Origin of the sequence: Bradyrhizobium sp. 35, from assembly GCF_023073215.1 — a bacterium.
Lineage (GTDB): Bacteria > Pseudomonadota > Alphaproteobacteria > Rhizobiales > Xanthobacteraceae > Bradyrhizobium > Bradyrhizobium canariense_D.
In genome coordinates this window covers 15888-42504 of record NZ_JADPJC010000120.1, presented here as the reverse complement: position 1 = coordinate 42504, position 26617 = coordinate 15888, and the positions used below count along the sequence as shown (strand labels likewise).

Below are 26617 nucleotides of genomic sequence, written 5' to 3'. Positions count from 1 at the left end.
TCAGGCCACCAACGCCGCGTCGGTCGGCAATTTAGCGCTCTGCGCCAAGCAGCGTGACTCGACCAACTCGTTGAATCGAGGGAAGGGCAGTGGGGCGGAGACCAGATAGCCCTGCCCCTCCTCTACGCCGGATGAAATAAGCGCCCGGACCTGCTCCTCCGTCTCGATGCCTTCCGCGACCACCGTCATTTGGAGGTCCTTCGCAAGTGCGACCAGCATCTCCACGATCGTGGCAGTCGATGCGTCCACGGTGATCGTGTCGACGAAAAATTTGTCGATCTTGATTGTATTGGCGCCCAGGCCCTTGAGCCGGGATAGCCCGCTATGACCGACGCCGACGTCATCGATGGCGACGCGAAACCCGCAGTCCCGCAATTCGCTGACCACGGCTGCGGCGCGTGCGAGGTCGTCGAGCTCGTCGCGCTCGGTCACCTCGATGACGATCTGGCGCGCGGAGACTTGCGCCGCCATGACCGTGCGGCGGAGCGTTTCAATGAAGCCCGCACTCAAGAGATGCTTTGGTACGACGTTGAGGGAGAGCTTAAAATCCTTGTTCGCTTTCAACAGCGGCTGCAGATCCGACAGCGCTGATCGCAGGATCTGCCAGGTCATGACCTGGATGCGGCCGCTGGATTCCGCGAGCGGGATGAAGTTCATCGGAGGCACGACCGATCCGTCTTTGAGGAGCCACCGAGCCAACACCTCGCAGCCTTTGATCCGACCGGTCTTGAGCTCGAAGATGGGCTGGTAGTACGGCTTGAATTCGTTCGCGGCCAGCCCGCGGTCGAAATCGGCAACGGGCCCTTCCATGCGGCGGCTCCGCGCGAAAAGCCCGCCGAAAAGGGCGCCGATTGCAAATGCTACGGCCAGCGTCGGCCAGTAAGCCTCGTTGTTCCACGTCGAGAGGATGCCGCGTTCGAGGCGAATGGTCGCATGGAGTGGGAATCGAGCTGAATTTTTGTCGAGCTCGATCGGGGCCTGCAAGGCTTTGTCGGGATCGAGCAGGAATTCGCCAAGTTTCTCGCCGTTGCTCAACGCGAGGATCACTTCGCTGTGGGCGCGCAACTCGGCGGGCATGATGTCGAACAGGCTGGCGTTGACGCCAAGAATGGCGACCAATGCGGCATTGCCGTTGATGTCTTTGAGCACGCCCAGAGCATCGCCGCCGAATTGCTCGACACGGAAGAGCGAAAGGCTCTTGTCGTGGGAGGGAAGCATATCGCGGCGGTCGATCCATCCCTTGTCGAATTCCAGCGTTTCGGAATAGGCCGAGCAGATCACCGAGCCATCCGGGTTGACGAGGCGCACATCCTTGATCGCGGAACGTTGGTAGACGTGGAGCCGGATCGCCTGCAGCGTCGCGGGCCCACAATCGGCAAGATCGCGCCGCGCGAGTTCGCCCAGGCTCGCGCCGGCAAAGTCGACCGCAAATTCGGCGCGACGCAGAACCACCTCGGTCAATTCGTCGAGCTGGTGGGCCTGCTGGTACCGAATGAACGAAGTTGCCGCAAAGTGGCCAGCCACGCCGAACGCGGCCGTGCTCTCGAGCACGAACGCCGCAAATACGAAAGTCGGTCGCTGCAATCTCATTCGGCCCGGCGGAACAGAGGGAAGCGTCGGCCGATCCTAATCAGGACGCGCTAAGATAGGGTTTAATGCGCGGGCGAGGCATGTGGAACCGGCCTTTGGGGGTGGGCAGGCGAGGGACCCGTCTGCCCCCGGACCGGGGGACCCTATCGAAAATGCTACTTAACCTTCCGCTCCCAAGTTCTGGCGGCCCATTCGATGGCGGAGGGAAGCGGGTGCGGGATTGTAGGGCGCGATGGAAGCCTGCCGAGGGCTGCCACCATGCTGTGGCCGGGTGGCTCGCAAGCGCAAGACCACGAAGGCGATATTGATAGCCAACCAGACCAGAATGACGGAAATGGCAAGATGGGCCACGGCCAGACCTCGCGATGGAGTTGGAGTCAACGCGAGCGCGCTGGTTCGGTTCCCTGGCGAACCGGGCTAGAGCGCATCTATTTCATGTAGCCGGAGTCGAGCCTTCGGGGCGGACGGCGACCTCACCTTGCCTTGAGGTCCTTGCTCTACTCCGATCAGCAACACGACGCATTCGTTCTTCGTCAGAACCGGCGATCGCGCGCCCGCGGCCATCATGACGTCGTTGGCGGAACGCCGCCGCACGCTCGCTTAGGCCTTTTTTCTCGCCTTCGTTTTCAACGAAAGACCAAGGCGCAGGGCCATGCGCTTGATCGCATCGGGCGATCGTCCGAGCTGTTTCGCCGCCTCCTCCAATGAAGCCGAAGACTTAGCCAACTCCATCAGCCGGCGGTCTTCCTTGAACGACCAGGGCTTGCGCGCCATAACCGAAATCATCCTCTCGTCGCGACAAGGACAAAGCCGCCAAGCGGACCCATGTCGCTCGACGGCTTTGCTTGGGTGGGGCCGAGCTTGGGGGAGCCCGGTGAGACGATGGGATAAGTGATTAGTGAGAATTCGCAACAAACAACGCGGATTAAGCTAACCGCTCAACCTTAACGCGTCTAATCCGGCTTTGTCGCTCCGTACTATCACGGAGGTGTCAATGCTGATCAGCGGCGGCCGTTACCGCGCTTTGAATGGCTGGAAGCCGAATTGTCGGGCGCCGGTTCTGAAGGCTGCATGGACTGCGTGAACCCCGATTAACATCCGGCCGGATCCAACTTCAATCAGTGAGACGTTTTGTCATTCCCCGGCCCGCGGCTGTCCGGCAACGACCAAACTTCAATCAGCTCCTTGCACAAATTTCGTCATCGCCTGGCAAAACTTTCAGCGGTGCCGATCTTGAAGTCGTCACAACGACAAGATGAAATGCAATGGGAGGAACGCGCCGAAAAAATGGGACGTTCAAATATTGGCAATTGTGATTTTGGGTTCGATCTTCGCGGGCGGTTTTGCTTGCGGCTATGGTGCGAGGGCGTGGCGCTCACGCAAGCGATCGGCAAGATATCGTCTCTATGCGCCCTATACTCCCGCAACAGGGGCGGGACGAAGTCGGTCGCCCTCCTAATGATGGTATTTCGCGCCTGGCCTGTTTGCCGAGCGATCTCTGTAGCATTATCGAAATAACCATGTGCGGTTAGGTTAACTTGTCGCAATTCTTGAGAGCCTAGCCAATGCCACCTAGAACATCTCGATTCACGGCGGAAGCTTAGCCGCCCCGATTTTTCCGTGGCCCCGCGTTAGGGTAGGCGTAAATGACGTATCTGATTGCATTGCTAGGCGCGATAATTTGCATCGTTATTTTGATGGTTTTCGTTCGCGCCTATGATCGACACCTGAAAGATCTTCCAGGTCCTTGGATCATGGACGAGGCTCATTCGAATGACTGAAAGGCACAACGCGCCCCGCAGGTATTTCGTTGATGCGCAAGGGAAGCGGGTGCTGATAGGGCTGTCGCTTCCGGAAACGGCGGAGTTCGAAGCGCTGGACATCACATCGGGAGAGACGGTTCAAATCGGTCCGGGCGATGGGGCCGCCGCGGCGCACGAAGCTCGATGGCTTGAGCTTTATTCGAAACACGAAGGAGCCTGGCGGGCGTGGATCGTACAAAGCCAGGCGGAGCAGCCACAAGATTCAAGCTTTGTTAACTATGTCTGACCGATGTTAGCGGTCCAAATCTCGAACGTGGGATGGCCCAAATGTTTCAGCTGTTCCTGAGAGCGCGCGCACACAATTTTCTCAGCTCCCGCCGTGAGGACAAAGGCTTCAAGGCCCGTACCATCGAGCGCGATGCGGAGACGGACCGCGTTCGAATCGATGCCGTCATGGTCGCGATCGATACGGCATTGCGCGATGCGGAGAGGGAGCAGGTCGGCCTCGGACGACGTGTTGATGACGCACTCGCGCGTGCATCCGTCACTTTCGGAAACGGCACCGATGAATATCTCGAACGGGAGCCGATCGACAGTCATCATCAAGATCTCTTTGCCGCCGACATCTCCAACGGCCAGCGGCGGCTCAAGGAATTGGCAAACACCATCGCTCATCTGAGGTTTATCAGGACCGCGATGCTCACGCGCTTTCCGAACCTGAAGCCGCCGCAGCTCAATAGCTAGGATCGAGGGTTTGGCTCGGCACCCTTCCGTCTGCTAAACGCAGCAGGTTTGGGCACGATGGATATCTCGGTCCGAAAAGCATAATCTCTCGCTGAACAGCTTTGCCACGGGACAATTCGGGCGCCGCTTTGCCGTTTGGCTCTTCTGCCGGTTTTGATATGGTCCCGTCCAGCGTTCTCGGACGGATTGAAGGAGCGAGCCAGGTGATCTCCAGAAATTTGCAAAGGTCTATGGGATTGGCATTTGTTTTGGCTATTGGCGCGCCAGTAACGGCGTCGGCCGTCACTGTAGAAGTAGCGCGTGCATGCGACGCAGCTTTGGCCAAGGCCTTTCCTCCAAAGCAAATCGGCAATCCCGCTGCCGGCAGCGCAGGGACAGCCAAGGAGCGGCGCGATTATTTCAGCAAATGCGTCACGAACAACGGCAAGGTCGATGATGCGCCCGCGGATGCGCCTAAAGACGCCAAGGCCAAGAAATAAACGGAACGCGTCGCGCCACTTTAGCGTCGCGGCGGGCAGGGGGAGTAGAATGCGCCGTTCGTTGCATTGATGCGTTCGACGCATTGGTTGGGATCAGTCGGCGTCCCGGCCACCGTGAAGTCATAGCCCATACCTTTGACGACCACGACGTAGCGACCCGGCGAAAGCGTAAAGCCGTCCTGCTCCGGCTGCAGCGATAGCATTCTCGGCTGATCCTCGACCGGACCTACTTTGTAAGGGAAGGACATGCTGCGGATGACCCAGGTGTCGCCGGCAGAGACCATGGCCGCTTTCCCGGTTGCATCGACGCCCATCGCTCGGGAGACTTTTGCGACTACTCGAACCTCGGTCCCGGTTGCATCGACACCACCGTCGGGCCCGAAAACAATGAAGCTGACATCTCCGCTTGTCAGGGTCGTCGCGCTCGGTGTGGTGATTGCTGCTGAGATCGCGACACGACGATCCGGAATCTTCCCGGGGACCGGCTTGAGCTCCTGGAGCTGGCCCTGGCTCAGGGCGTAGACGCCGAAGGTCGTTGGCAACGGCATCGAGGGTTGCGCAGGCGTCACCGGCTCCTTCGGTTGATCCGGTGTCCGTTCGACGCTCTCACCGCTCGATGGAGTCACAGCCCCGGTGGGGTGAGGCTCGGGGCTTGTGGAGGTGCGCTTGGACAGCGTCGCGGACTGCCACAATGCGAGGGATTGTGTCCTCAACCGCGGCCAATAAGTAACCGCCGCGCTGGCACCGGCAATGACGACCAGGATGGCGGCTAATCGGATGAGGGAGTTGAGGATGCCGCTTCGCCGAGATTGGTCGGGCGGGCTTGGCGGTGCGACAGAACCGCGCCCTGTTTCCGCAGGCTTCGGGACGGGCGGCGAGGGCGGAACGGGCGCCAGATGCGGAACGGGCTGAGGAGCCGGGGGACTGGGTGGCGACTGATGCGAAGCGACGTCTAGCGCCAACTCCGGCGCTTTGGACAGCGCGTCGCGCTCGCTACGGTCAAATGAAAGCTCAACCTCCCGGATGGCGCGCTCAAGCACTTGCTGGAGCTCGCGGGACTCCCGTGCGTCGCCATGCGTTAATTGTTCCAGAAGCTTGATGCGAGCCAGCTCGTATACGATTTCGCGGATCTGCCGGGGGTCGCTGGATATGTCGCGAATCCGCCCGGACAGGAGACGCACAAACCCGGCCTTGATCGCGTGCATATTTGGCGCGCCGGCGGCGGTGTCGCTGGGGTCGGTCATCAAGGCCGATCAAGTAACCCGGAACAGGCTCTTTCGCTAGGCTTTTCCGCGTCAAAATCCTATCTCGGCGAAAGCCGCTCTGATCGCCAGCCTTGCAAGAGCCCATGGTCGAACAGCTTCGGGGGCTTGCTTTTGGGCAGAAAGCTGTGACAGTTCGACGAGCTCCTCTTTCCGGTATTTTGATCATGCGCGACGGTTTCATAGCACTCACGTTTGTGGCTCTCCTGGTGCAACCTTCTTTTGCACAAGGGACCAAGGACAAAGCCAATTTGACGAGCACCAGCATCGTGACCACCCCTACGAAGAAAACCCAAACGGCCCAGAGCGCCTCACGACCCACAGCCACCCGAAACCTGGCGCCGGGCAAGCTGCCGAGCGGGATGGCGGCTCAGGGGGTCTGGAGAGACGGCAAGTTGATCGCCGTGCCTCGGCAATGACGACCCAAGCAACCGTGAAGGAACGGTGATCGCCTCCCGATGTTCTCGCTTGGGAGACATCTTATGAAACGATTAGTCCTGACCGCGTTTACGCTTCTTGTGACGGCAAGCACGTGGGCCCTCAGCGCTCGGGCCCAGGGGGTCAATGATCCATCGACCCCCGATCGAAATGTAATTATCGTCAATCCCTCGCAGCCCGCGCCGAGCACGGCTACGCGGAATATTCCGAGCCAGATTCAGCCGCCTCTGGTCAGTGGAGGGCGCGCGCGCCCCTATTACGGCAACAGAACGCGGACTAGTGGGTCGAGCAGGCGTTAGTCTGGCTACTGTACGTTGGGTGTCATTCCGCCGCCGGCGGGGAAGTTGCTGGATTTGAGCGCCATCCCACTGACGCGAAAGCGGACATTTCCTGCCAGATACAGATAGTCCGACGTCGTGCTGCTGACGGTCCGCACCTCGACATAGGTCAGTGTGATCGAACCCACGCTTGGGGTTACCTGGGTGATGTCGACAAACCGAGCTCCCGGGAAAAGCTTCTGGTCCAGGCCATAGAAGATCTTTTCCCGCTCCGACCACAGCACGAAGTGACCCCCGGTCTTCTGATCGACGGCTTCGTATTGCGTATGGATCACTTGCGGGTATTCGATCTGGCCTGCTGTCGCAAAGTGAGTGCCTAAAAAGATCACCAGAACCAGGAAAGTAACGTTGCGGACCACTGGTCAATATCCTCGCGAGCTAAAGCACGAAGCTTGCCCGCGATTTGGCTTTCGTGCAATCGGCAAACGTATAGATTGAAGGGAATGGACGAGAAGTTTCCGGCCCTTGCTCGTTCTTCTCGCTCTGCCCTGGAGTTACAGCGTGCCAACCGCGCGACCTCACACCTTTCTAGCTCATGCCAGGCGGCTTGGGCAGCTGGCCGGAGTGGTCCTGACCGTTGCCGGTGCAATCGACTTCGGTCTCGCCAATCCGCCCTCGTGTTTTGCGCAGACCGAACCGGAGCCCTCGGTCAGCGACTATCTTCCACCAAGCGAGCCGGAAGTCAGCCGTGACGAGTGGCGTCAGCGTATCGAAGATGCGCGGCGACGAGCCAAGGAGCTCTCGCGCGAGCGGCGGGACCATCCAGAGCTCTATAAACCGGTCCCGGAGGATCCGGACCTTGTCGCGACCGAACGCCTCCTCAACGACGACAGCCTGCAGCGCGGCGACATCGTCTCGACCAAGAAGGGCATGTTCGTCTACCAGGGGCGACCGGATCAACCGCGCCGTGAGCGGGATTTCGTGCCGATCGCACCAAAAGCGACGCGCTGAAAAATTGACTGCAAGCCAGCAGGCTAACTCGCGCTCGAACTTCAGTACCGCCGCAAAATCTGATTGAACTTGGGATCGGTCCCCTGCGTGGTCTCCAGAAGCAGCGACTTGCCTTGCGGCGTGGCCTGCAGGTAGGCAGCGATCAGGAGCTGCTCGTAGCGAGAGCGGTTGGCAAGCGCCGCGCGGACGTCCGATTGCGCCAGCAGCTTGATCTCTTCGTCGGCTGCTGCCGCGTTCGATGTGACGGTTTGGAGCCGTGCGAAGGCGACGGCGATCGGCACCGCGCCGGCCAGGTAAGACATTTTCACTGCAGGCGTCGCCAGCTCACCCGCCTGCGTCTTCAGCGTGCCGAGCGTCAGCCAAAGCGCGGGCCGGATGGGCGATACTTTCAGAGCCGCAACAACGGCATCCTGGGCAGCCTTGTTCTCGGCGGCCCTGCTGTTCACATCGGCTGCAGGACGGTGAAGAAAATCCGCGGCTTTGGCCGCCGCATAATTCGCCAGCAAGTCGCCGTCGAATGAAAGGGGCGCCAGAACGCCCGAAGCGGCTACGTTGACCTTCTCGGGCGGAAACTCGCCCAAGAACAAATCGCTCGCCCGAAAGTTCGACCGCGTGAGATCGCCGTAAAACCCCAATGCTGCGTAAAGCAGCAACATCACTGCGATGCAGGCGCCAATGATGCGAAGCAAGGTCATGCGGCTCATGATGAATTTCGATGCCCGTGTGGAAGGGCGCAGGAGTTGGCCAGCAACTCTGCAAAAGTCCTAAATTGCGAGCAGACTATCGCCCTGGATCGTGAGCAAGGTCAAGTTGCCGGTCGCGTAAGCGCCGGTGTCGATATTGATCCGGTTTGAGCGGATATCCGGGACGCTGACCGGGGTATGGCCGTGGACGATATATTTGCCGAAGCGTCTTTCGGACTCGAGGAATTCCTCGCGGATCCAGAGCAGATCCTCCTCCTTCTGACGTTCCAGGGCTACGCCCGGCTTGACGCCGGCGTGCACAAAGAAGAAGTCGCCACACGCGAAGGACGGGCGGAGCTGCTGAAGAAACGAAAGATGCTCCCGCGGAAGCGCCTGCCTCAACCCTTCGATCAATTCAATCTGCTGCTCCGGCGTCGGATTCATCGTCGGGTTGATGCCGTATGAAACAAGGGTCAGCAGGCCTCCGTAGCGACGCCATTCCTCCAGGCGCGCCGGGTCCTTGAGGACCTCGAGCAGGAACACCTCGTGATTGCCCTTGAGGCACACTGTCTCATGCGACTTCGAGCGCTCGATCAGGAGATCAATCACAGCGCGCGAGTCCGGGCCCCTGTCGACGTAGTCGCCAAGAAAGACCTGAATCGCTCGTTCGGGAGCGGAGCGGGCAAGGTCGGCGTCGATGACAGTTAAGAGCGACTGAAGCAGGTCGGCGCGTCCATGCACATCGCCGATGGCATAGATCCTCACGCCGTCGGGGAGCCGCGGCTTGACGTTCTTACGAAAACGCTTGGAAAGGCCCATCAGCTGGTCGAATCGGGTCTGGCGTCATGAATGGAGGGCATGGTCGCTCATAGCAGAACAAGTTACGCATCGGTATTCTTAATTGTTTCTGACGGAGTCGCAGCGGTTTTGATTAAAGGATCGCTCGGCTTTTGAGCCGGATTTCAAGACGTGTCCCGTAGCGTTTCCCCAACAAGAAATGGGGAGCGCGACATGCGCAAGACTTTAAAGTTCCTGGCGATTGCCGCCGCTCTGTTGGCTGGGGCGGCTCAACACAAGGCCGAGGCCGCCTTTGTCGGTGCGCCGTCGGCGTTGCGCGGCGCCATCCAGTACATCAAGTTCGACCAGCCGACCCTGGCGCCGATGGCTTTCACGCTCTTTTGCCTGAAGTACGAGGGCGAGTGTAAGCCGCGACCGCAGCAAATCGTGTTCAGGGGCGGACGTCTCAAGCTCACGGCCGAGCGCATGGCCCAGCTTCAGGAGGTCAATCGGCGGGTCAACAGCGCGATCCGACCCGAGCCTAATTTGGAGGGGCTGCGCGGCGAGAAGTGGCTGCTGCATCCCACCAGCGGCGACTGCAACGACTACGCCGTGACAAAACGCCACGATCTGATTGCCAAGGGCTTCCCGGCGCGATCGGTGTTGCTCAGCGAGGTCGTGACGACCTGGGGTGAGCATCATCTTGTGGTCGTGGTGCGCACGTTCGCCGGCGATCTCGTGCTGGATAACCTCACCGGGCACATCCTGCCCTGGTCGAAAAAGTCCTATCGGTGGGTCCGCATCCAAATGCCCAAGAACCCGACCTACTGGGCGTCACTGGCTGATCGCGACGTCTAACGACGAACGACTAATGACCCGTGCCGCGTGGGGACTGGGTGATGCTTTGGGACAAGCCGAGTCCCATGATCGTTGACAGGCAAAGGATTGCTGCCGGATGCAGCAGTCCTGAACCGGCGAAGCCCTCAACCAGCGCGAAGACAAGGCAGGCCGCGGCCGCCGCCGGGAAGAACGAGTCGCGGCCGCGCTGCAAAGCCCCCAAAAACAAGCGGCCCAAAGCCAACATGCCCGCCAGCAGCGCGGCGGAAAAACCGATCCATCCGGTATCCGCGAAGATGGCAAAAGCCGTCGAGGGCGCCATCAAAGCCGCGCCGGAATCGCTTTGGTAGATCCTGCCAACGGCAGAAAAGGTGCCTGCCCCCGCACCGAACCACCTGGTGTCGGCCAACATTCGCTCCAGCGCGGCTCTGGTTTCGGCTCCCGCATCCGGGACAAGCCGCAAAAGAATCGGCCCTGCATTCTTTTCGAACAGGAAGCTCAGGACAATCATCGCTCCGACCAGCGCGGCGAAGGACAGCGCGCCTGCGGCCAACGGCGATAGGTCGATCCTTCGAATGACAAGGATCAGCAACATCAACACGAGGCCAAAGGCCGCGGCGATCGCGCTGTTCGTCCCCGACAAGCCAAAAACCGCGACCGCGCTGGCCAGCGCGCCCACAAGGCCGCAAAGGCCGATGGCGACCGATCGAACGACCGAGTGGCGCGTTTCGGCCCGCTCGGCGGCCAGCTGCATGACGGCTAGATTAAGCATGACGCCAAGACCGGCCATCGTTGTCGCCAGGTCGGAAGGAACGGCGGTTGCAAGGGCGGATGAGAACGGACGCAAATCCAAGGTCAGAGCCGACACCGCTGTTACCCCGCTCAGCACGAACAGCACCAGTTCGGCACGGCTGCGGTCACGGACCACGACGATGGTCACGCTGAGCAACGAGATCGCTGCGAGGGCTTGAAACAGCGCATTCAGGGTGAGGCCGAGATCCGCCGTCACTGGCCCAAGCGACAGGCCAGCCAGAGCATCGTGGCTGCTCGCCCAGATCGGATGCGCCCAACTCAGCCACAGCGGCACCAGCTGAGCCGCGATACAAAGGGGAATGCCGATCAGGATCCAACGGCCCCAGACCGTGGCACGCAGATAGTGCTCGTAGTCGGCCTTTCGTGCGCTGAAGACCGCTGCAAATAGCCCCAGGGCCGTAGCCGTCATCCCGAGCTGTACGCCGAATTTGGCGCCGGCAATGTCGAGAGCGGATGCAGAAACAAGGCAAACGATGAGGGCAAAATAAGCGAAGGACAAACGTGCGCCTGGAAGGAATCCTGAAAGGGTCAGGCCACCATACAAGCCGGAGGCAAGTTTTCAAACAGAGCTCTGCAGCCAACGCAGCTCCCAACCCCAACCCAACCCCACATTAAGGCAGCGTCGCCTGCGGGGGATCAGACGGACTCTTGATGCGCCAAAGAGGTCAGCGGGCGGTCTTGAGCGGACGGGCAAACACGCGGGCGGCACGACCGGCGGCGAGAGCAAAGCGGGCGGCCGAGCCGAAGAGATAGCCGGCCTGGAGCGCGATAGCCGCGAACGCCACGCCCTTCAGGCCGTCAAGGAAGCCCAGATTGGCCATCCAGCCGACCGGGATCGCGGCGAGCAGCATGACGAATGTCAGCGGCAGGAGCACCAGGACGCGAAAGCGTTGGCCCAGAACTGCGCCCACCAGAAAGCTGAAGATCAAAAGCTCGGTCATCCGAAACACTCCGTGCTCCGGACCTTAGGTTCCCCACCCTAAAAAGACCCTTAAGTCGTATGGCTAAATTTTGTCTATTGGCCGCAACTTGCCGCCAGAGAATTATAGGCTTCACGAAGCCCGCTCAGGGTCACCACGCCTTTGATTTCGGTGTCACTTTCCTTCACCACCACGGAAAGCGAGGGCGTCGTCTGCCACTTACCGGCCGCGAACGCAGAAACTTCGTCGGGTAATAGGACGGCAGCGCCGGCCGCCGCCATGCTGGCCTCGAACGTCTGGGTACCGCCGCCAGTTGAGGAGATCGTCACTCGCGGGTGGCTCCGTGGCGGGAACGGCCGGATCAAGGCGACCAACACGTCGATCTTGCCCTTGGGAGCGCAGCGGACGATCAGGCCGGCGAACTCCGGGTCAGACTGCATCGTCTCGGCTGTCTTGGAGATGGAAGCGAAGCTCTCGCTCTCTTTGGAGCCTTGGGTGCGGGAGAATTTCCAGGTCGAGGCCGGTGCGGCTACCCGGATCAAAGGTTGGTTGAGGCAAGCCTGCTCTAAAGCCGACCTGCCGGTACATGCGGCCTGCGAGCCCACCAAGAACAATGCTGCAATTGCGAAAGGCGCCACTTTAGATATCCATCCATCGTTACGCGCTCAGTTTTAGCAGATGCGTGGACAGGTGAGGAGCGGCGGTTCCGTAGACGGCTGCCTGATTAAGCCGCACACAGAATATAACAAATGGTCACAAAGGGTTAATGCGGGTTCCATCCCGTTGCTGAAACGCAACACTCCCGGTCAGATCGCACTGTCAAGCTGCCATTTGGGCTGCGAAGGCTTGTCGCAGTTCGCCGCGCACCGTACCAATTGAGTCAATTGGGGAACCACCGGGCGCCTTCATGCATGCATTTGCGACGACTCGTGTTTTGACGCTGGCGCTTTTGGCCGCGGGCTTGGTGCTTGGGGGATGTTCGACAAATCCAGGCTCGGGACCGTTAACGGACGACGTCAACAACCACATCCAGACGGACAGCGCGCCAGCTTACGAGCTGGTCCCTCTCAACCCAGCTACGGTGAATATCCTGCACACCCACGAGCCGAAAGGGCTCGCTGGCGTATTTACCGACCGTCGCCCGCCGGCAAGCATCGTGTTCGGCATTGGCGATGTCGTTAGCGTCACCATCTTCGAAGCGGCTGCGGGTGGTCTGTTCATTCCGGCGGAAGCCGGCGTCCGTCCGGGCAATTTCGTGACAATTCCGGACCAGGCGGTCGACAATGACGGCTTCATCACTGTGCCCTATGCCGGCCAGGTTAAGGCGGGGGGCCTCACAGCGGTCCAAATCCAGCGCGCGATCGTCGAGAAAATTTCCAACCGTGCCATCGAGCCGCAGGTCGTGGTCGCGATGTCGTCGCAGCGGACGCAGCTCATCAGCGTTCTCGGCGAAGTCAATGCGCCGGCACGTTATCCCGCCAGCGCCGCGGGTGCAAAGGACAAGGTGCTCGACGCGATCACCCGCGCTGGCGGCATCCGGGGTCAGGGTTTCGAGACTTGGGTTATGCTGGAGCGTGCCGGAAAGCGGGCAACGGTACCGTTCGAAAACTTGGTCATGAGCCCGGAGAACAACATCTACGTCCGGCCTGACGATAGCATCTACGTCTATCGCGAGCAGCAGAAGTTCCTGGCGTTTGGTGCGAGCGGTCAGAGCGGCGAGTTCAACTTCGATGCCTGGCGTATCAACCTGGGCGAAGCCGTCGGCAAGGCCGGTGGTCTTTTGGACGGTCAGGCGGATCCGGCAGCCGTGTACCTGTATCGCCGCGAGCCGCGTGACGTCGCAGCCCAGCTCGGCATTGACGTCAGCAAATACACGACCGAGACCATCCCGGTCATCTTCAACGTGAACTTCCGCGATCCGGGTGGATTCTTCCTCGGCACCAAGGTCATGATGAAGAACGGCGACATCATCTACGTTTCGAACTCGCGCAACGTCGAAACTGCCAAGTTCCTGCAGTACCTGCGTGTGATCATGGCGACCGGAAGCGACGCGGTGAATCTGTCGAACAATGCGCTGATCTTCCGCAACAACATCAAGTTGGCGCCGTAAGACCGGAGCCAACCTGATCCACGAAAACGATGGCACCGGGCTTTGTCCCGGTGCCATTTTCGTTTAGCAATCACAGCGGTTCTGTTCGGGGTGGATTAAGGCGCCACTGAGCAAGGCGTGCCGATCATCGGTCATCCCGCAGTGTTGCAAGGGGCGGCATGCGCTTTCGACGACGAGCATTCTGGTGTTTTCTGACCCTTATCATCGGGGGCCCTGTTTTGCTCGAGCAGGCTGCCGGTGCGGCGGGGGAGTTCGGAGTACGCCACCGGATCGATGTCGTGGTCTCTGCCGAGCCCGACGCGCCGATCTTTCAGCGCCTTCGAGGTGCCAAGGGCGAAGTTTCATTCGCAGTCCGCCTGTCGGCGAATTCCAAGGAGAGCCGGTTCTTCGGGATGCTGCACCCGTCCTTTCCGGATATCGTTGTGCCGGAAGGAGCGGGCAAACCTCTCGTCCCACAAACAAAGCTATGGGAGGAGGAGGTCTGCCATCAGCGGCGGGGCTTGCCCAAGGTGACGGTCACTCAACTCGCCGGGAATTTCGGCGAGGGGGTAGGGCGGATCGAGATATCCGGAATTAACCGCCACATAGGCAATCTGGTGCCACCCGACGAATTAACCCCTGGAATAAAGCTCGATCAGGGGAGTGATAATCTTGGGCTGTTTTACGGCTTTCGGGCGCAGACCCGGATCAGCCGCTTGAACGTGGATCTGAAGATCTATCCGATCGATTGCTTCCTCTAGAGCTAGAGCCAAAGGCCGGCTAACCGACGATGCGCTTTCCGCTTCCCCGTATAAGTTGGTCGTGGAGCTGGCCTGCGACCTTCATCCTGTTCTTCGTCGCTGCCGGCGCGCCGTTCCCGTTCGGTTCGACCAACGACCTCTCGATCGCGTTCTGGTGCCTGTGCCTGGGCCTCGCCCTGATAGTGGCGCCGACGCGCGAGTTGCGCCGACCCCATTTCTGGATGATCGCGGGCATCGGGGTGATGGTGGCCGGATACGCCTTCGTGCTGCATGAGCAGCTGTCCGACCATCCCTGGATCGCGCCGTTCAATCCGATCTGGAAGCAGGCGTCCGACCTCCTGGGCGTGCCGATTGCGCCGTCGGCGTCGATCGTCAAGAACGAGGCGTTCTTCGCGTTGGGCGCGCCGCTCGCCAACATTCTGGCGATCCTCCTCGGCATCACCGTCGGCGCGGAGCGTGAGCGCGCCCGACGTCTGCTTTGGGTCATCGCCGTCTCTGGCAGCCTTTACGCGCTTTATGGCGTCGCTTCGTTCCTGATCGAGCCCACCATGATCCTGTGGCGGGACAAGACGGCCTATATGGGCAGCGTCACCGGCACCTTCATCAATCGCAACACGGCCGCCGCCTATTTCGGTTCTTGCGCGGTGATCTGGATGCTCTTGATCCTGGAGGATGTCCGCCGGCGGCTTCCCGAGCGGCACGTCGAATGGCGGCGTTTGTCAGTCGATCTGCGCACAATCCCGCCGAAACAGATCCTGCCGCATCTTGCGAGCTTGCTGGTCTGCCTGATGGCGATGTTCATGACCGGCTCGCGCGCCGGCGTCGGCCTGTCGCTGCTGGCGATGATCGTCTCGTTCACGCTGTTTCTGCGAAAGGACGTGCCCCCGCGCTCCGGCATCTGGATCTCGCTCGGCTCGGGCATCGCGGTCGCGCTCGGCCTGATGCAGCTGCTCGGCGGCCGCGTCTCCTCCCGCTTCGACAGCCAGGGGCTGGTCGACGAGGGCCGCATCGAGGCCTGGAAATCGACGCTGAAGATCATCGCCGACAACCCCTGGTTCGGGACCGGGATGGGCACTTTCCAATGGGCCTTTCCACCCTACCGAAGCCCCAACATTTCGATTCGCGGCATCTGGGACGCTGCGCATTCGACGCCGCTGGAGCTTGCCTCCGAAGTGGGTATCCCCATGGCGCTCCTCATAGCTGCTGCCTGGGCCATCATGCTGGTGGTTCTGGCGAGGGGGGTGTTCGGGCGCCGGCGCGATGCCATCATTCCGCTGGCGGCGGTGGCGACCGCGACGTTGTCGCTGCTGCATTCGTGCCTCGACTTCACGCTGCAGGTGCCCGGCTACAGCATTCCGTTCTTTGCGGTTTTCGGCGCGGGTCTGGCGCAATCCTTCCGCACCAAAGAGGTCCGCCCCATTGCGGAGGCGGGCGCCAGCAGCGGGCGAGGCGAGGGACGTCTGACAACCGCGGGCGCCGCGCGCCGGACCCCTGAGCTTCACAAAACTGTCCAGTTTTGAACCAGTTATGCCGTTTACGAAGTCTTTAGAATAAATGGACAGCGCTTTTTTCTTCGGCTAGGTTCCTGCACTGCACCGCCATTTGCCCGGGCCGAGAAAGCACATCGGGGCAACTGATTTTGTTTGGAGGTTTATTTATGAGCGTTATCAAGATTGCGCTTCGCATGGCTGCGACTGCGGCGCTCGCTGTGACGATTACGTCGGCGGCAAACGCCGCCATTTACCCGCCGCAGCGCCAGCTGCCGGCAACTGTCATTTCCGACTTCAAGGCTTCCCCCAACAGCCTGTTGCAGCAATATCCGGCTGGTGGCCCGCAGCTGATCTCGCGCGTGCGCGACCTCGGGGCCTCCGATCCGGCCACGCTGCCGGGCCTGATCGCACTTCTAAAGGATCCCGCGACCACTAAGGACCAGATGCGCGCGATCGTTGGCGGCCTCGCCCTGGTCGCCCGCATGGCGGCACAGCAGGACCAAGCCTATGGCAATGAGATCCAAGCCGCGATCGCCGGAACGGGCAATCCCGACGTGATCGCCGCCTATCAGACCGCGACCGGCGACGCTGCGATCGCTGCGACCGGTGGCGGTGCCGGCGGCGGCACCGGCGCCGGCGGCCCAACCGGGACCAGCGGCGTCGCTACCGGTGGCAACGGCGGCGGCGTTACTACGTTCGGCAACAACACGACCGCGAACAACGCGCCCAACCCCGGCAATGGCGGCGTTGGCAGCTCCGCGAACAGCGTGAGCCCGCGCTGACCGGTCTGGTTCTACGGCCTGCCCTTTGAGACTTCACGGCAGCGGCGCCCATTCGGCGCCGCTTTGCTTTTGCGCTATTAAGGTTCACGACAGATGCTGCTTCGGTCGCGCGTCGCGCGATTCAACCACGTTCACCTGCACGCGACATTGTGATAGTCTCGACTTGTTGGCTTTGGGATCTGGTTCTTTCCGCCGCCTTCGTGTAGTCGGCAGACTTTTTGGCCCTTGAGACCATCGATTTTTCTTCAGGAATTTGTTTGATGCTGCAGGTAAATAGGCCGGGCTCGGAGATCAACCGGGATTTCGCCGAGTTGAGCGGGTCTTCCCACACGCTGACCTCATACCTCGACATTGTTCGCCGTCAATTTCCGACGATGCTTGCGATCGTGTCGGCCTGCGTGATCCTGGCGCTGCTTTATCTCTTCACCGCCGCACCGTTGTTCACCTCAACCGCTTCGATGGTGATTGACACCCGAAAGGTCCAGCTCTTTCAACAACAATCGGTGCTCGGCGATGTGGCTATCGACTCGGCTACGGTGGAAACCCAAGTCGAAATACTGAAGTCCGAAAACATCAGCCTGAGTGTGATCCGCGATCTTCATCTCACGGAGGATCCCGAATTCGCGGGCAGCGGTGCGGGCCTGCTCGGCGCTATCCTCGGCTCGGTGACCAGCCTGTTCTCCTCCGGCTTCGCCCCCTCTGAGTTCGAACTCACGCGCAAAGCCCTTCAGCGTTTCGAGAGCAACCGATATATCAAGCGCATAGGTGTTACCTATGTGATGGAAATCGGCTTCACCTCACGCGATCCGCAAAAGGCCGCCCGGATTACCAATGCGATCGCGGATGCGTACATTGTCGACCAGCTCGAAGCTAAGTATCAGGCGACTCGTCGCGCAAGCATCTGGTTACAGGACCGCATCAAGGAGTTGCGCACCCAAGCCTCAGCCGCGCAGAGGGCGGTGGTGGATTTCAAGACTGCGAACAATATCGTCGACACGGGCGGGCGGCTGATGAATGAACAGCAACTCGCGGAGGTCAACAGCCAGCTGGTGATGGCGCATGCCTCCACTGCTGAGGCCAAGGCCCGGCTTGACCGCATAAATGACATTCTCAAGCAGGAGATCCCGGACGCCAACGTAGCCGACGCACTGAAAAACGACACCATCGTCAAGCTGCGGGGGCAATATGTCGACATGGCCTCCAAGGAGTCGATCTGGTCGATGAAATACGGCTCCGAGCATCTTGCTGCGGTCAACCTGCGTCGGCAGATGGCCGAGATCAAGAAGAACGTCATCGACGAGCTGAAGCGTATCCAGGAATCCTACAAGAGCGATTACGACATCGCGATGACCCGCGAGGAAGCAATCAAGTCTAGCCTCGCCAATGTCGTCTCGGAGTCGCAGCTTACCAACCAAGCGCAGGTGCAACTCCGCGAGCTCGAGAGCAGCGCGCAGAGCTACCAGGCGATGTATGACAATTTTCTCCAGCGTTATATGGAGAGTGTACAACAGCAGTCGTTTCCGATCACGGAGGCCCGTGTGATCAGCGCGGCGACCACACCGCTGGTCAAGAGCGCTCCGAAGACATCGGTCATTCTCGCGGCGAGCCTGCTTGCCGGCCTGATGCTGAGCTTCGGGGTCGCCGTGGCGCGCGAGTACGCTGACAGCGTGTTCCGTACGACTGCGCAAGTCGAGGAGCAGCTAGGAGCCAACTGCGTAGCGATCGTTCCGGCGCTCGGCGGTGCCGTATCGACGTCAGTATTGAGCGGCAAGCTCAACCGGAGGAATAGCAATCCGCAGCGGGATCTCCTGCGCTTTGTCGTCGACAATCCTCTATCACGCTTCTCGGAGGCGGTGCGATCGCTGAAAGTTGCCGTAGACCTAAACTCCATCGTGCGCGAAAACCGCGTGCTGGCGGTGACCTCGACCCTGCCTAACGAGGGCAAGAGCACCCTTTCGACCAACCTCGCGCAGCTCATTGCTCATGGTGGAGCGAGGGTGATTCTGATCGATGCAGATCTGCGCAACCCCTCTTTGTCCCGAGCGTTGATCCCGGACGCGCAGGTCGGTCTCGTCGACGTGATTGCGCACAAGGCCCAACTCGAGGATGTCATCGCCGTCGATCCTCAAACCCAGCTAGCGATCTTGCCCGCCGGCGCAACTTCGAAGCTCCTGCACACCAACGAGATTTTGGCATCCAAGCCGATGCGCGATCTCATCGCGGCGCTGCGTACGAAGTATGATTACGTGGTGCTCGACATGCCGCCAATGGCGCCCGTGGTGGATGTGCGTGTCACTACCCACTTCGTCGATTCATACATATTCGTCGTGGAGTGGGGCAAGACCAAGATCGACGTCGTACGGCACAATTTGCGTGGAGCGCCGGAGATCCAGGACAAGCTTCTGGGCGTAGTGCTGAACAAGGCCGACACCAAGCTCCTCTCACGCTATGAGTCCTATCATGGGCGCTACTACTACCAAAAATACTATGCCCGCTACGGATATGTGGAATAGCGAGCCCGTGCGGTCGTGCTGCCCTGGTCTAAGAGCTGCGTTGGTGCCTCGATAAACGTCCTGCGAGAATGCCTTTTTTTGCCTGTCTGAGATCCATACTGTTGTTGTTCGGCATTCTTGGGGTCATCTGGCCCCTCAGAGCGCTGCCCGCGTTTTGGTCGGCGGTACCACTCAAGGAGCCAGTAGGACGCATCCTTGCTGGTGACAGGTTCAAGCTGGCTGCGTTGAATGGGATTGGGGCCACGCTGCAAGCCCAAGCTAGGCCACCGATCGCGCGCAATGATGTCGCACGGGCGGAAGCACTGATCTGGCTGCGGATTGCAGAAGAAACAACAGGGCGAATGAGCGCGGAGGAGGCGGATCACGAAGCAGCCATGGCAGATACGAAGATCAAGTCGTCGCTCGAGTTCAACCCAGCCGATTCCTTTCTGTGGCTGATGCTGTACTCCATGGAGACCGCTCATCGCGGTTTCGATGAGAAGACCCTCGGTTATCTCTCCCAATCCTACACAACCGGTCCTATCGAAGGTTGGATTGCGCTAAGACGAAACAAGCTGGCTCTCGCCACATTTGCGGATTTGATCGGGGCCACGCAACAAAGAGTTGTCTCGGAGTTTACTGGCATGGTGGATAGCGAATTTACCGATGCCGCCGCACTGAATCTGATGGGCGTCGGTTGGATGCAAAGTGAGCGCCTGCTAGCCAGCATTGCAGTTGTGAACATTGTTCCACGCGAGTCCTTTGCAAGACGGTTGGCCAGAGAGGGACTGATGGTTCGTGTCCCGGGGGTTGAACTCGAGGAGAGGACATGGCGTCGATGACGATGGACCTATCATGGACGGCCGCTGCAGTCGGTCTGCTGCTGTCGTTTCCATCTGTTGGGTATGCGCAAACGCTCTCACACAATCCGCCGAGGTTGACTTTTCAAGGACCTGCTGAGCAAGCAGGATCGACAGTAATACGGGATGCGCTTGGTAGACCCTGTTTGGATGTTGAAGCAGCAGCGAGGGCACATGTAACCCAACCGAGCGTCTTTGATCACGTCATCAGTATCAAGAACAACTGCCCTCGGCTGACGAAGGTGACTGTATGCTACGTCAATTCTGACAGATGTTTGGATACAACCCTTGCCAGCTATGCCAGGTCCGACGTGATTCTGGGGACAATGACAGGCGTGAAGCTGTTTAAGTATTCAATGAGGCAACGATAGCGCTTGCTATCGCCGTTGCAAGGTTAGCAGGCGGCAGGCTTTGGACTTGACCGGTTGCTTAACCCCGGTGTCACAAGCCAGTGGAACGTGCCAACCTTGCGTTTCCCTTCCGCTCGACGATATTTCCGCCAACAGTGTGAAATCCCCCCGTTGAGGAAGTGTCGGAAGTGACAAGCGAATTGTGTTGGTGCCATCCGCTCCACGCTCTCCAAGATGCTTCGCTTGTTTCGCATACAATGTACTGCGAGCATTGGTGGTCTCATCAAGCAAGAAGATGTTAATCGTCTCATCTCGCCATGTATCGTCCGGCAGTCTAATGGGGACTTCTAGCTCGGTGCGGCCCTCATTTGGCAAGAGAGTAGCCCCCAACGAATCGCGTGCAAGAGTGGCTCGGGGAGGCAAGAACGTTGGCTTTGGCATATCGCTATGCTCAGTTTCGTACGAAAACTGGACTGGATCAGGAGTGGCTGCACTTTCACCACAAAGTCGCGAGCCTTCGTTGGACGCAGTGAATTGGCAAACGTGAACGTAATCTATTTTGAACGACTGGGGGAACGCGGGCTCGTCGATCCCGTGCCGGCCGGCCCATCCGGCACCACCTATTGCAAAATTCAAGATGACCTGGGCTGGCGGACCCAGTGCGCCGTCCGGACGCAGCCAACGGTAGGGGCGAGAATAAATCAGTCGTCCGTCCCAAAAGAACGAAATCCTCTCAGGGGCCCAAACCAAGCCAGCGGTGTGCCATCCTGCGTTCAGAGGAGCGTTAACACGCATCTGATTACGGCGGGCATCAAAGGAGGGGGCAACGAACGTGTACACGCTCGCTGGAGCCTTATCTTGAGCTCCTGAGTGCAACATCGTATCTTTGTCGTCATGGTCGTTTATGACATATTCAAAGATATCGATTTCCGGTGGGTGCCAGGTTCGTCCGTCCCGATCATAGTCGCCTAGCAGCCAAAAGGCTGGCCAGATGCCCTTTCCCTTGGGCAGGAAAACGCGAGCTTCGAAGTAGCCATAGTAGAAGGTTTGATATGTCCGGATCATACCAGAATCGAAGTGGCTCGAGCTTCCTTTCTTGGCGATCAAGCTTAGAACGCCATCCGAGAGAAGGTGACTATCGCGATAGCGCTGAACTTCGTCCTTGAAGTGATCCAACGTTTCATTTTCGTAGATATAACGAGTAGCCCATTTGTCCCTGTCCAGGATGTCGGTGCTGAACTCATCCGAAAATATCAGCTTCCAGCCGCCCGCGGTCGCTGACCCCGTCGCGACCGACATGAGAATTAAGATTGACGACAGAATTCTGACCGCGCCGTTGAATGAAGCAATAGAACAGTAGCCCTCAGAGGCCATTTCCTGATTTTCCTTCCAGCGCTGTCAGCGAGACCAGGGATTCGAATGATTCTTCGACCAAAAATCAGCGTTATTATAACGAACTACAATTACGAGGAATACGTCGGGCATGCCATTGAAAGCGTGCTGTCACAGACCCGGTTGCCGGACGAGATTATCGTGGTCGATGACGGATCTACCGATTCCTCCCGTGACATCATTCGCTCTTACGGAGAGCGCGTCCAGGCCGTGTTTCAATCGAACCAAGGTATTAAGAGCGTCACGAACACCGCTTATGGCAGGACCACTGGCGAAATTGTTATGTACCTGGACTCCGACGATTCGTTTTATCCGATGGCTGTGGAGCGTGTGGAGAAAGCGTTCGGCCCTGGCATTGTAAAGGTTCAATTCGACCTGGATGTCGTCGATGAGCGCGGTCGTCGCCTCGGTAGGCGTATGCCAGACTTTTCCCACCGGACCGTAACAGAGGCAGAGGTGGCTCGCGAGTTCAACGAAACGGGCACGTATCGTTGGCCAGTGACTTCAGGAAACGCGTACTCCCGCGGTTTTCTGAAACAAGTGATGCCTATCAATTCGCCGGTTTCCTTGGACGGAGTTCTCAATACCATCGCTCCACTCTATGGAGGTATCGCCACTATCTCAGACCCACAAGGTCAATATCGCGTGCACCAACGTAACAACAGTCGAATGAATAGCAGCGGCAAGGTTGCTTTCATTCCGGATTTTGCATCTAGAATTAGGTATCGCAAGCAGGAGTTTGACATTTTGCGGGAGCATGCAGCTCGTCTTGGGCATGAACTGCCGAGCGGGGATTTGCTCGACAACGAATTGGTGTTTGTGAACTATCGGATTATGGCGCGTAAGTTATCGCGCGAGGATGAGAGCGATCGAAACAGATCTCTCTTCGATTTGGGGGCCAAGGGCATAATCGCGATAGGTCGTGGCCGCTTTCGATGGAGCGTCGCCCTCAAACACGTGATCTGGATATCCAGTATGACACTATTGCCTGCTTGGTTGGTGCGGAGATTAATCGAGATACGTTTCTCGAGGACGCAATGGTGGTCGAATGTTCGGGGCCGTCTCGGAGGTCTATCTTGTGGTTGACTCAGCTTGACTCGCTTTCACGAACGGCAGCGCGCATCGTTGCGTATGCGGCGACCGGGCGGGACCGGAGTTCGTTAGGGGCTGTTCTTTGAAGCAAATTCTTTGGATTTCTGGACGCATTCCGTCGCCACTGTACAGTGGCGATGCGCTCTACTCGGCCGGACTACTTGAGGCTCTCGTCACTACTCGACAAGTAGCTGTTCATGTCTTCGGCACTCAACGAGATGGCCATAGAAGCGACGACAAGCTGTTTGACTTGCCCGGGGTGACGAGCAGCATGGTTCGACCTGCGTCCGGGATCGGTCTTGGAAGCTTGCTCTCTTCATTGCCGAGAGACGCATACAAGCTCGCCTCTGCGTCATTTCGGAAAGACCTGAGCGATATCCTGGACAAGAAGTGGGACTGGATCGTCATTGATCACGCTAATTCGGCCGGCGTTCTTGATATGCTCAAGGATCGCCGTGTACCGATCTGTTATATAGCGCACAACGCGGAGGGCTTGGTTCGTCCGATGATCGCGCGAGAGTTCGAGGGCCTCGCTCGACGGGCCGTCATGAGACTGGATGCTGAGAAGTATCGACGGCTCGAACGGCAAATCGTAGGGCTTGCCGATGCAGTGATCTGCATCACGAGCGACGATGCTTCGTACTTTCGTCGGTTCTCTGGCAATGTCCACGTCATTCCCCCCGTCTATCTCGGTCCGGTGAGCCCTCGTCGCACTATTGTTGATGCCTGTCCGAGGGCTCTGGTGCTGGTGGGGTCCTTCGAATGGGCCGCAAAGCAGCGAAACCTGCAACAGATACTGGACGGGCTTGTCCCAACTCTCCGACGGAATGGAATCAACCTCCAAGTTGTTGGTGTGGTGCCGAAAGCCATTCGGGCGAGGCATGAAGGCGATTCTTCTGTGACTTTCCATGGACGCTTGCCCGATGTGCGGCCGCTTTTTGACACGTGTAGAGGTGGGCTGGTCCCCGAAGTCTTGGGAGGAGGCTTCAAATTGAAGATTCTTGACTATGCCTTTGCCGGCCTGCCAATCTTTGGCCTGCGGCCCGCGCTGACGGGCATGGCGCCAGAGGAGCACTCTGCAATGTTTGAGGCCGAGAACCTCAGTGGGCTTGGCGACCTCTTAGTGCGCAACATCGATGATCTTGGGGCGCTCAACGCCAGTCAAATTGAACTTCAAAGCCTGGCGGCGCAGCGGTTTGGATTGGCCGCGGGAATAGAGCGGATGAGTCGCGTCTTTTTGAGGTAACGGAATTGAGACCGCTGGTGGATTTTCAGTACGCTAGGACATCGCTTGTCGAACTTGGCGCCGTGAAATGATAGCAAGAGTTCAGGCCTCTTCGGCATCTTGGGAGAGCCAATATCAATCCGTGCAAGGTCAAGCCCGGGCGGAACTGACTCGGCTCGCGAAATTAGCTATCTGGTGCTCCGTTGTTTCGCTGCTATTCCTCTCGCAGATTGCCATCAATATTGGCGACTTTCCCGCCTCGACCGATCTATTTTGCTATCTGGCGTTAAGTGTCTATCTTCTGGGTTCTGGTTTTGCGGCGCTGGATGTTTCGATTGGCGTACTTTGGGTGGCTATCGCGACGGTCGGCTCCGGTCGTATAGTCTATTCGGCAGAGCCGACCTCGTGGAGCTCGCTCTTTTTGCTCCTTTGCCTCTATGCTCCGTTTTCTGTCAGACTCGCTCACCGCGAGAAAATGGATCGTGTCAGCGAATACGTTCAATCCACATTCATTCTTCTAGTAGCGGTCATAGCCGCAATAGCCGTTCTTCAGCTGCTGGCTGTGAATGTCTTCAAGGCCTCGGGCTTTATCAATATTGCTTTCATCTTGCCCGACGAAATCCGTGGAGCTGGCACTTACTCATTTTTTAGAGAGAGTGGCGGCGTCGTTAAAGCCAATGGCTTCTTCCTAAGAGAATCGGCGACGCTTTCGATTCTGACCGCGATCGGCTTCTTGCTTGAATATCATTCCAAGCGAAGGTTGTTCCTGATCGTTCTCCTGCTCGCGGGTCTGCTATCGTCGATCTCCGGCTCGGGTATCCTGATTGTCATTGTGGCCTTTCTCGTTCCGACCTCTCTCAGAAAAGTGCCGCTTTTCGTGGCCGCGCTCGTGGTTCTTTTTGGCTTACTCGCGTACGGATCCGAGATTCCTGGACTGGGCTTGTGGCTTGATCGTTTATCCGAACTCGACAGCCGGGGCTCGAGCGGCTATGCGCGATTTGTGGCTCCGCTCCAGATGCTGGAGCGGAGCGTTGAGAAGGGCAGCGCTGCGATCTGGCTTGGAAACGGGAGCGGAAGTTATCTTCGTACGGTTGCCGCGCTTCAACTGAAATATGAGATCAACGATCCAACCTGGGCAAAGCTGATCTACGAGTATGGTGTGGCCGGCTTTTGCGTCGTCCTAGCTCTCTTTGCCTGCCGGCTGTATTCAAGTCGGCTTCGCCCCGAGATTTGCAACGCTGTTCTATATGCTTGGATCAGTGCTGGAAATATCTTGAAACCTGACTTCGTGCTGTTGGTTTGGATGTTGAGCCTAGTGCATAAGGACCGACGGTAGTTGGTTCCCGCGAATATGCGGGATCAATCCAGACATAGGTCCTGAATTCAGCTTCTGATTGCTCAGGCCGACTGAACCGTTCGCTGCACAAATCGAGGACGAGACATGGGGGCGAAGCGCCAAGAAACGAGAACGTGGGCAATCCTTTTCGGCGCCAAGGCAACACATACGAGCCAAAGTGACATTGCCACATGTCTCGACGGGGTGAGCCCCTGCAGGCTGCAGGTAGCAACTACACCATCTCTCAGGCATCTCAAGATTGTATCGTTTTGGATCGGATGGTTTTCACGGGCGAGCCGCAGAGACGCGATGCGCATTGCAAGATTATAGAATCCGTAACGCCATCGGTCGGGGGCGACTTCGATGCCAAAGTTGCGCGCGAGCTCGGCACCGTAACCAGTGCGCGTAATGTGTTTTCGCAAGTCGCGTGTTATGCGGGCGACATCCAGAGTCAGTTGAGCTCCATCGTTTTTGCCGTGCATTCGGTATGAAATCAACGGTTTGCGGACGGTTATTACATCGCCCAGCAAGGGGGCTGTTGCCAAAAAATAGCTATCGATGAACCTATCCATATCTTGTTGCAACGGCATAATCTTATCAAGGAACTGTCTTGAAAGCAGGTTTCCCGACGCAGGGGGGGTCGGATAGCTGGCTGTGGTGGCCAACGACCTCCTGATCTTCTCAGGTGTGGTATGCTTGTTGTACTTTGGGAAGACGCTTCCGAGAAACCGGCCGGTCTCGTCAACCAGTTTCATCTGAAACTGGATCATCGACCAGCCGGGTCTCATCACAGCCCGAGCTTCGCGGATCAGGGACGGATGGACCGTATCGTCCGCATCGAGAAAGACAATCCACTTGCCTTGGCTATTGCGATAGCCTTCTTCGGCAGCGCTCGCTTGGCCTCGATTAGCTCGAAAAATCATTTTGACGCCGCGAGATGCAAATGATTCGATGATGGTTCGGGACCGATCCGTTGAACCGTCATCGACGACGATCACTTCCACGCGAGGCCAATCGAGGTTGAGAGCACTCGAAATGGCTTCTCCGACAAATTTCTCATAGTTGTAGTTACAGATTATCACGGAAGCCAGTTCCGAGGGATCTGCTGCCACCTGAAGGTGAGCGTTGCTGAGAGATGCCATGGCGCGAGGCC

The 26617-nt window shown here is 58.7% G+C and carries 26 protein-coding genes; 15 read left to right on the top strand and 11 right to left on the bottom strand.

The annotated features are described in order from the left end of the window. A complete protein-coding gene (locus IVB36_RS25650; RefSeq protein WP_247393391.1) occupies positions 1 to 1590 on the bottom strand; it encodes an EAL domain-containing protein in 1590 nt (529 codons plus the stop codon). 600 nt (positions 1591 to 2190) lie between these two features. Then, the gene (locus tag IVB36_RS25645) at positions 2191 to 2364 is read right to left on the bottom strand and encodes a hypothetical protein (RefSeq protein ID WP_162847250.1); all 174 of its coding nucleotides are present in this window, start codon (positions 2362 to 2364) and stop codon (positions 2191 to 2193) included. 999 nt (positions 2365 to 3363) lie between these two features. Between IVB36_RS25645 and IVB36_RS25640 the strand changes: the two genes are divergently transcribed. The 3 genes from IVB36_RS25640 (at position 3364) to IVB36_RS25630 (ending at position 4576) form a co-directional block, all read left to right on the top strand. Beyond that, entirely contained in the window at positions 3364 to 3639 is a 276-nt protein-coding gene (locus IVB36_RS25640; RefSeq protein WP_018456121.1) for a hypothetical protein, read from the top strand. Positions 3640 to 3680: 41 nt separating this feature from the next. After that, positions 3681 to 4097, top strand: a complete 417-nt coding sequence (locus IVB36_RS25635; protein WP_018456120.1) for a hypothetical protein — start codon at positions 3681 to 3683, stop codon at positions 4095 to 4097. 203 nt (positions 4098 to 4300) lie between these two features. Beyond that, a complete protein-coding gene (locus IVB36_RS25630) occupies positions 4301 to 4576 on the top strand; it encodes a hypothetical protein (protein ID WP_083926416.1) in 276 nt (91 codons plus the stop codon). Between the two features lie 20 nt (positions 4577 to 4596). Here IVB36_RS25630 and IVB36_RS25625 read toward each other — a convergent pair whose 3' ends face one another. Next, positions 4597 to 5820: a hypothetical protein gene (locus tag IVB36_RS25625; protein WP_247393383.1), complete on the bottom strand. Its 1224-nt coding sequence runs from the start codon at positions 5818 to 5820 to the stop codon at positions 4597 to 4599. A 104-nt stretch (positions 5821 to 5924) separates the two neighbouring features. Here IVB36_RS25625 and IVB36_RS25620 point away from each other — a divergent pair, with 104 nt between their 5' ends. Further along, complete coding sequence (locus tag IVB36_RS25620; RefSeq protein WP_231188852.1) at positions 5925 to 6257, top strand: hypothetical protein; 333 nt, start codon at positions 5925 to 5927, stop codon at positions 6255 to 6257. Between the two features lie 323 nt (positions 6258 to 6580). Here IVB36_RS25620 and IVB36_RS25615 read toward each other — a convergent pair whose 3' ends face one another. Beyond that, entirely contained in the window at positions 6581 to 6973 is a 393-nt protein-coding gene (locus IVB36_RS25615; RefSeq protein ID WP_204513756.1) for a hypothetical protein, read from the bottom strand. A 142-nt stretch (positions 6974 to 7115) separates the two neighbouring features. On the opposite strand from IVB36_RS25615, the gene IVB36_RS25610 reads away from it, so the two are divergent. Continuing rightward, entirely contained in the window at positions 7116 to 7565 is a 450-nt protein-coding gene (locus IVB36_RS25610; protein ID WP_247363721.1) for a hypothetical protein, read from the top strand. Positions 7566 to 7606: 41 nt separating this feature from the next. Here the strand turns inward: IVB36_RS25610 and IVB36_RS25605 are convergent, their stop codons facing one another. Further along, on the bottom strand, positions 7607 to 8269 hold the full coding sequence (locus IVB36_RS25605) for a hypothetical protein (protein WP_085384362.1): 663 nt from the start codon (positions 8267 to 8269) through the stop codon (positions 7607 to 7609). 60 nt (positions 8270 to 8329) lie between these two features. Further along, the gene (locus tag IVB36_RS25600) at positions 8330 to 9067 is read right to left on the bottom strand and encodes a metallophosphoesterase family protein (protein ID WP_085359805.1); all 738 of its coding nucleotides are present in this window, start codon (positions 9065 to 9067) and stop codon (positions 8330 to 8332) included. Between the two features lie 192 nt (positions 9068 to 9259). On the opposite strand from IVB36_RS25600, the gene IVB36_RS25595 reads away from it, so the two are divergent. Beyond that, positions 9260 to 9883 carry a transglutaminase-like cysteine peptidase gene (locus tag IVB36_RS25595; protein ID WP_085359807.1) on the top strand — a complete coding sequence of 208 codons (624 nt, stop codon included), beginning with the start codon at positions 9260 to 9262 and terminating at the stop codon, positions 9881 to 9883. A 10-nt stretch (positions 9884 to 9893) separates the two neighbouring features. Here IVB36_RS25595 and IVB36_RS25590 read toward each other — a convergent pair whose 3' ends face one another. From IVB36_RS25590 to IVB36_RS25580, 3 genes are all read right to left on the bottom strand, one after another. Further along, positions 9894 to 11174 carry a hypothetical protein gene (locus tag IVB36_RS25590; protein ID WP_247393381.1) on the bottom strand — a complete coding sequence of 427 codons (1281 nt, stop codon included), beginning with the start codon at positions 11172 to 11174 and terminating at the stop codon, positions 9894 to 9896. 166 nt (positions 11175 to 11340) lie between these two features. Then, complete coding sequence (locus tag IVB36_RS25585; RefSeq protein WP_085359811.1) at positions 11341 to 11616, bottom strand: hypothetical protein; 276 nt, start codon at positions 11614 to 11616, stop codon at positions 11341 to 11343. Positions 11617 to 11690: 74 nt separating this feature from the next. Beyond that, entirely contained in the window at positions 11691 to 12233 is a 543-nt protein-coding gene (locus IVB36_RS25580) for a hypothetical protein (protein ID WP_247393379.1), read from the bottom strand. Positions 12234 to 12502: 269 nt separating this feature from the next. Between IVB36_RS25580 and IVB36_RS25575 the strand changes: the two genes are divergently transcribed. The 6 genes from IVB36_RS25575 (at position 12503) to IVB36_RS25550 (ending at position 20051) form a co-directional block, all read left to right on the top strand. Next, the gene (locus tag IVB36_RS25575) at positions 12503 to 13705 is read left to right on the top strand and encodes a polysaccharide biosynthesis/export family protein (RefSeq protein WP_247393378.1); all 1203 of its coding nucleotides are present in this window, start codon (positions 12503 to 12505) and stop codon (positions 13703 to 13705) included. 218 nt (positions 13706 to 13923) lie between these two features. Next, positions 13924 to 14445 (top strand): hypothetical protein, encoded by a 522-nt coding sequence (locus IVB36_RS25570; protein ID WP_247393377.1) that lies wholly within the window; start codon positions 13924 to 13926, stop codon positions 14443 to 14445. A 29-nt stretch (positions 14446 to 14474) separates the two neighbouring features. Then, on the top strand, positions 14475 to 15965 hold the full coding sequence (locus IVB36_RS25565) for an O-antigen ligase family protein (RefSeq protein WP_247393374.1): 1491 nt from the start codon (positions 14475 to 14477) through the stop codon (positions 15963 to 15965). A 137-nt stretch (positions 15966 to 16102) separates the two neighbouring features. Then, on the top strand, positions 16103 to 16717 hold the full coding sequence (locus IVB36_RS25560; protein ID WP_247393372.1) for a hypothetical protein: 615 nt from the start codon (positions 16103 to 16105) through the stop codon (positions 16715 to 16717). Between the two features lie 260 nt (positions 16718 to 16977). Next, positions 16978 to 19230 (top strand): polysaccharide biosynthesis tyrosine autokinase, encoded by a 2253-nt coding sequence (locus tag IVB36_RS25555; protein ID WP_247393370.1) that lies wholly within the window; start codon positions 16978 to 16980, stop codon positions 19228 to 19230. Between the two features lie 101 nt (positions 19231 to 19331). Continuing rightward, positions 19332 to 20051: a hypothetical protein gene (locus IVB36_RS25550; RefSeq protein WP_247393369.1), complete on the top strand. Its 720-nt coding sequence runs from the start codon at positions 19332 to 19334 to the stop codon at positions 20049 to 20051. A gap of 395 nt (positions 20052 to 20446) precedes the next feature. Here the strand turns inward: IVB36_RS25550 and IVB36_RS25545 are convergent, their stop codons facing one another. Next, positions 20447 to 21793, bottom strand: coding sequence for a glycoside hydrolase family 16 protein (locus tag IVB36_RS25545; RefSeq protein WP_247393367.1), 1347 nt, complete (start codon positions 21791 to 21793; stop codon positions 20447 to 20449). A gap of 45 nt (positions 21794 to 21838) precedes the next feature. On the opposite strand from IVB36_RS25545, the gene IVB36_RS25540 reads away from it, so the two are divergent. The 3 genes from IVB36_RS25540 to IVB36_RS25530 all read left to right on the top strand — a co-directional run bounded on the left by IVB36_RS25540 (position 21839) and on the right by IVB36_RS25530 (position 25464). After that, positions 21839 to 22897, top strand: coding sequence for a glycosyltransferase (locus IVB36_RS25540; RefSeq protein WP_247393365.1), 1059 nt, complete (start codon positions 21839 to 21841; stop codon positions 22895 to 22897). 88 nt (positions 22898 to 22985) lie between these two features. Continuing rightward, positions 22986 to 24149, top strand: coding sequence for a glycosyltransferase (locus tag IVB36_RS25535; RefSeq protein WP_247393363.1), 1164 nt, complete (start codon positions 22986 to 22988; stop codon positions 24147 to 24149). Between the two features lie 121 nt (positions 24150 to 24270). After that, on the top strand, positions 24271 to 25464 hold the full coding sequence (locus IVB36_RS25530; protein ID WP_247393355.1) for a hypothetical protein: 1194 nt from the start codon (positions 24271 to 24273) through the stop codon (positions 25462 to 25464). Positions 25465 to 25526: 62 nt separating this feature from the next. Here IVB36_RS25530 and IVB36_RS25525 read toward each other — a convergent pair whose 3' ends face one another. Next, positions 25527 to 26606: a glycosyltransferase gene (locus IVB36_RS25525; protein ID WP_247393353.1), complete on the bottom strand. Its 1080-nt coding sequence runs from the start codon at positions 26604 to 26606 to the stop codon at positions 25527 to 25529. Positions 26607 to 26617: the final 11 nt, after the last annotated feature.

What these genes read in the sequence shown, in the direction of transcription:
- IVB36_RS25620 (WP_231188852.1), top strand. Translation starts at nt 5,925, where the DNA reads ATGGTCGAACAGCTTCGGGGGCTTGCTTTTGGGCAGAAAGCTGTGACA.
- IVB36_RS25595 (WP_085359807.1), top strand. Translation starts at nt 9,260, where the DNA reads ATGCGCAAGACTTTAAAGTTCCTGGCGATTGCCGCCGCTCTGTTGGCT.
- IVB36_RS25605 (WP_085384362.1), bottom strand. Translation starts at nt 8,269, where the DNA reads ATGAGCCGCATGACCTTGCTTCGCATCATTGGCGCCTGCATCGCAGTG.
- IVB36_RS25640 (WP_018456121.1), top strand. Translation starts at nt 3,364, where the DNA reads ATGACTGAAAGGCACAACGCGCCCCGCAGGTATTTCGTTGATGCGCAA.
- IVB36_RS25635 (WP_018456120.1), top strand. Translation starts at nt 3,681, where the DNA reads ATGTTTCAGCTGTTCCTGAGAGCGCGCGCACACAATTTTCTCAGCTCC.
- IVB36_RS25565 (WP_247393374.1), top strand. Translation starts at nt 14,475, where the DNA reads ATGCGCTTTCCGCTTCCCCGTATAAGTTGGTCGTGGAGCTGGCCTGCG.
- IVB36_RS25560 (WP_247393372.1), top strand. Translation starts at nt 16,103, where the DNA reads ATGAGCGTTATCAAGATTGCGCTTCGCATGGCTGCGACTGCGGCGCTC.
- IVB36_RS25600 (WP_085359805.1), bottom strand. Translation starts at nt 9,067, where the DNA reads ATGGGCCTTTCCAAGCGTTTTCGTAAGAACGTCAAGCCGCGGCTCCCC.
- IVB36_RS25625 (WP_247393383.1), bottom strand. Translation starts at nt 5,820, where the DNA reads ATGACCGACCCCAGCGACACCGCCGCCGGCGCGCCAAATATGCACGCG.
- IVB36_RS25540 (WP_247393365.1), top strand. Translation starts at nt 21,839, where the DNA reads ATGATTCTTCGACCAAAAATCAGCGTTATTATAACGAACTACAATTAC.
- IVB36_RS25555 (WP_247393370.1), top strand. Translation starts at nt 16,978, where the DNA reads ATGCTGCAGGTAAATAGGCCGGGCTCGGAGATCAACCGGGATTTCGCC.
- IVB36_RS25650 (WP_247393391.1), bottom strand. Translation starts at nt 1,590, where the DNA reads ATGAGATTGCAGCGACCGACTTTCGTATTTGCGGCGTTCGTGCTCGAG.
- IVB36_RS25575 (WP_247393378.1), top strand. Translation starts at nt 12,503, where the DNA reads ATGCATGCATTTGCGACGACTCGTGTTTTGACGCTGGCGCTTTTGGCC.
- IVB36_RS25585 (WP_085359811.1), bottom strand. Translation starts at nt 11,616, where the DNA reads ATGACCGAGCTTTTGATCTTCAGCTTTCTGGTGGGCGCAGTTCTGGGC.
- IVB36_RS25525 (WP_247393353.1), bottom strand. Translation starts at nt 26,606, where the DNA reads ATGGCATCTCTCAGCAACGCTCACCTTCAGGTGGCAGCAGATCCCTCG.
- IVB36_RS25645 (WP_162847250.1), bottom strand. Translation starts at nt 2,364, where the DNA reads ATGGCGCGCAAGCCCTGGTCGTTCAAGGAAGACCGCCGGCTGATGGAG.
- IVB36_RS25545 (WP_247393367.1), bottom strand. Translation starts at nt 21,793, where the DNA reads ATGGCCTCTGAGGGCTACTGTTCTATTGCTTCATTCAACGGCGCGGTC.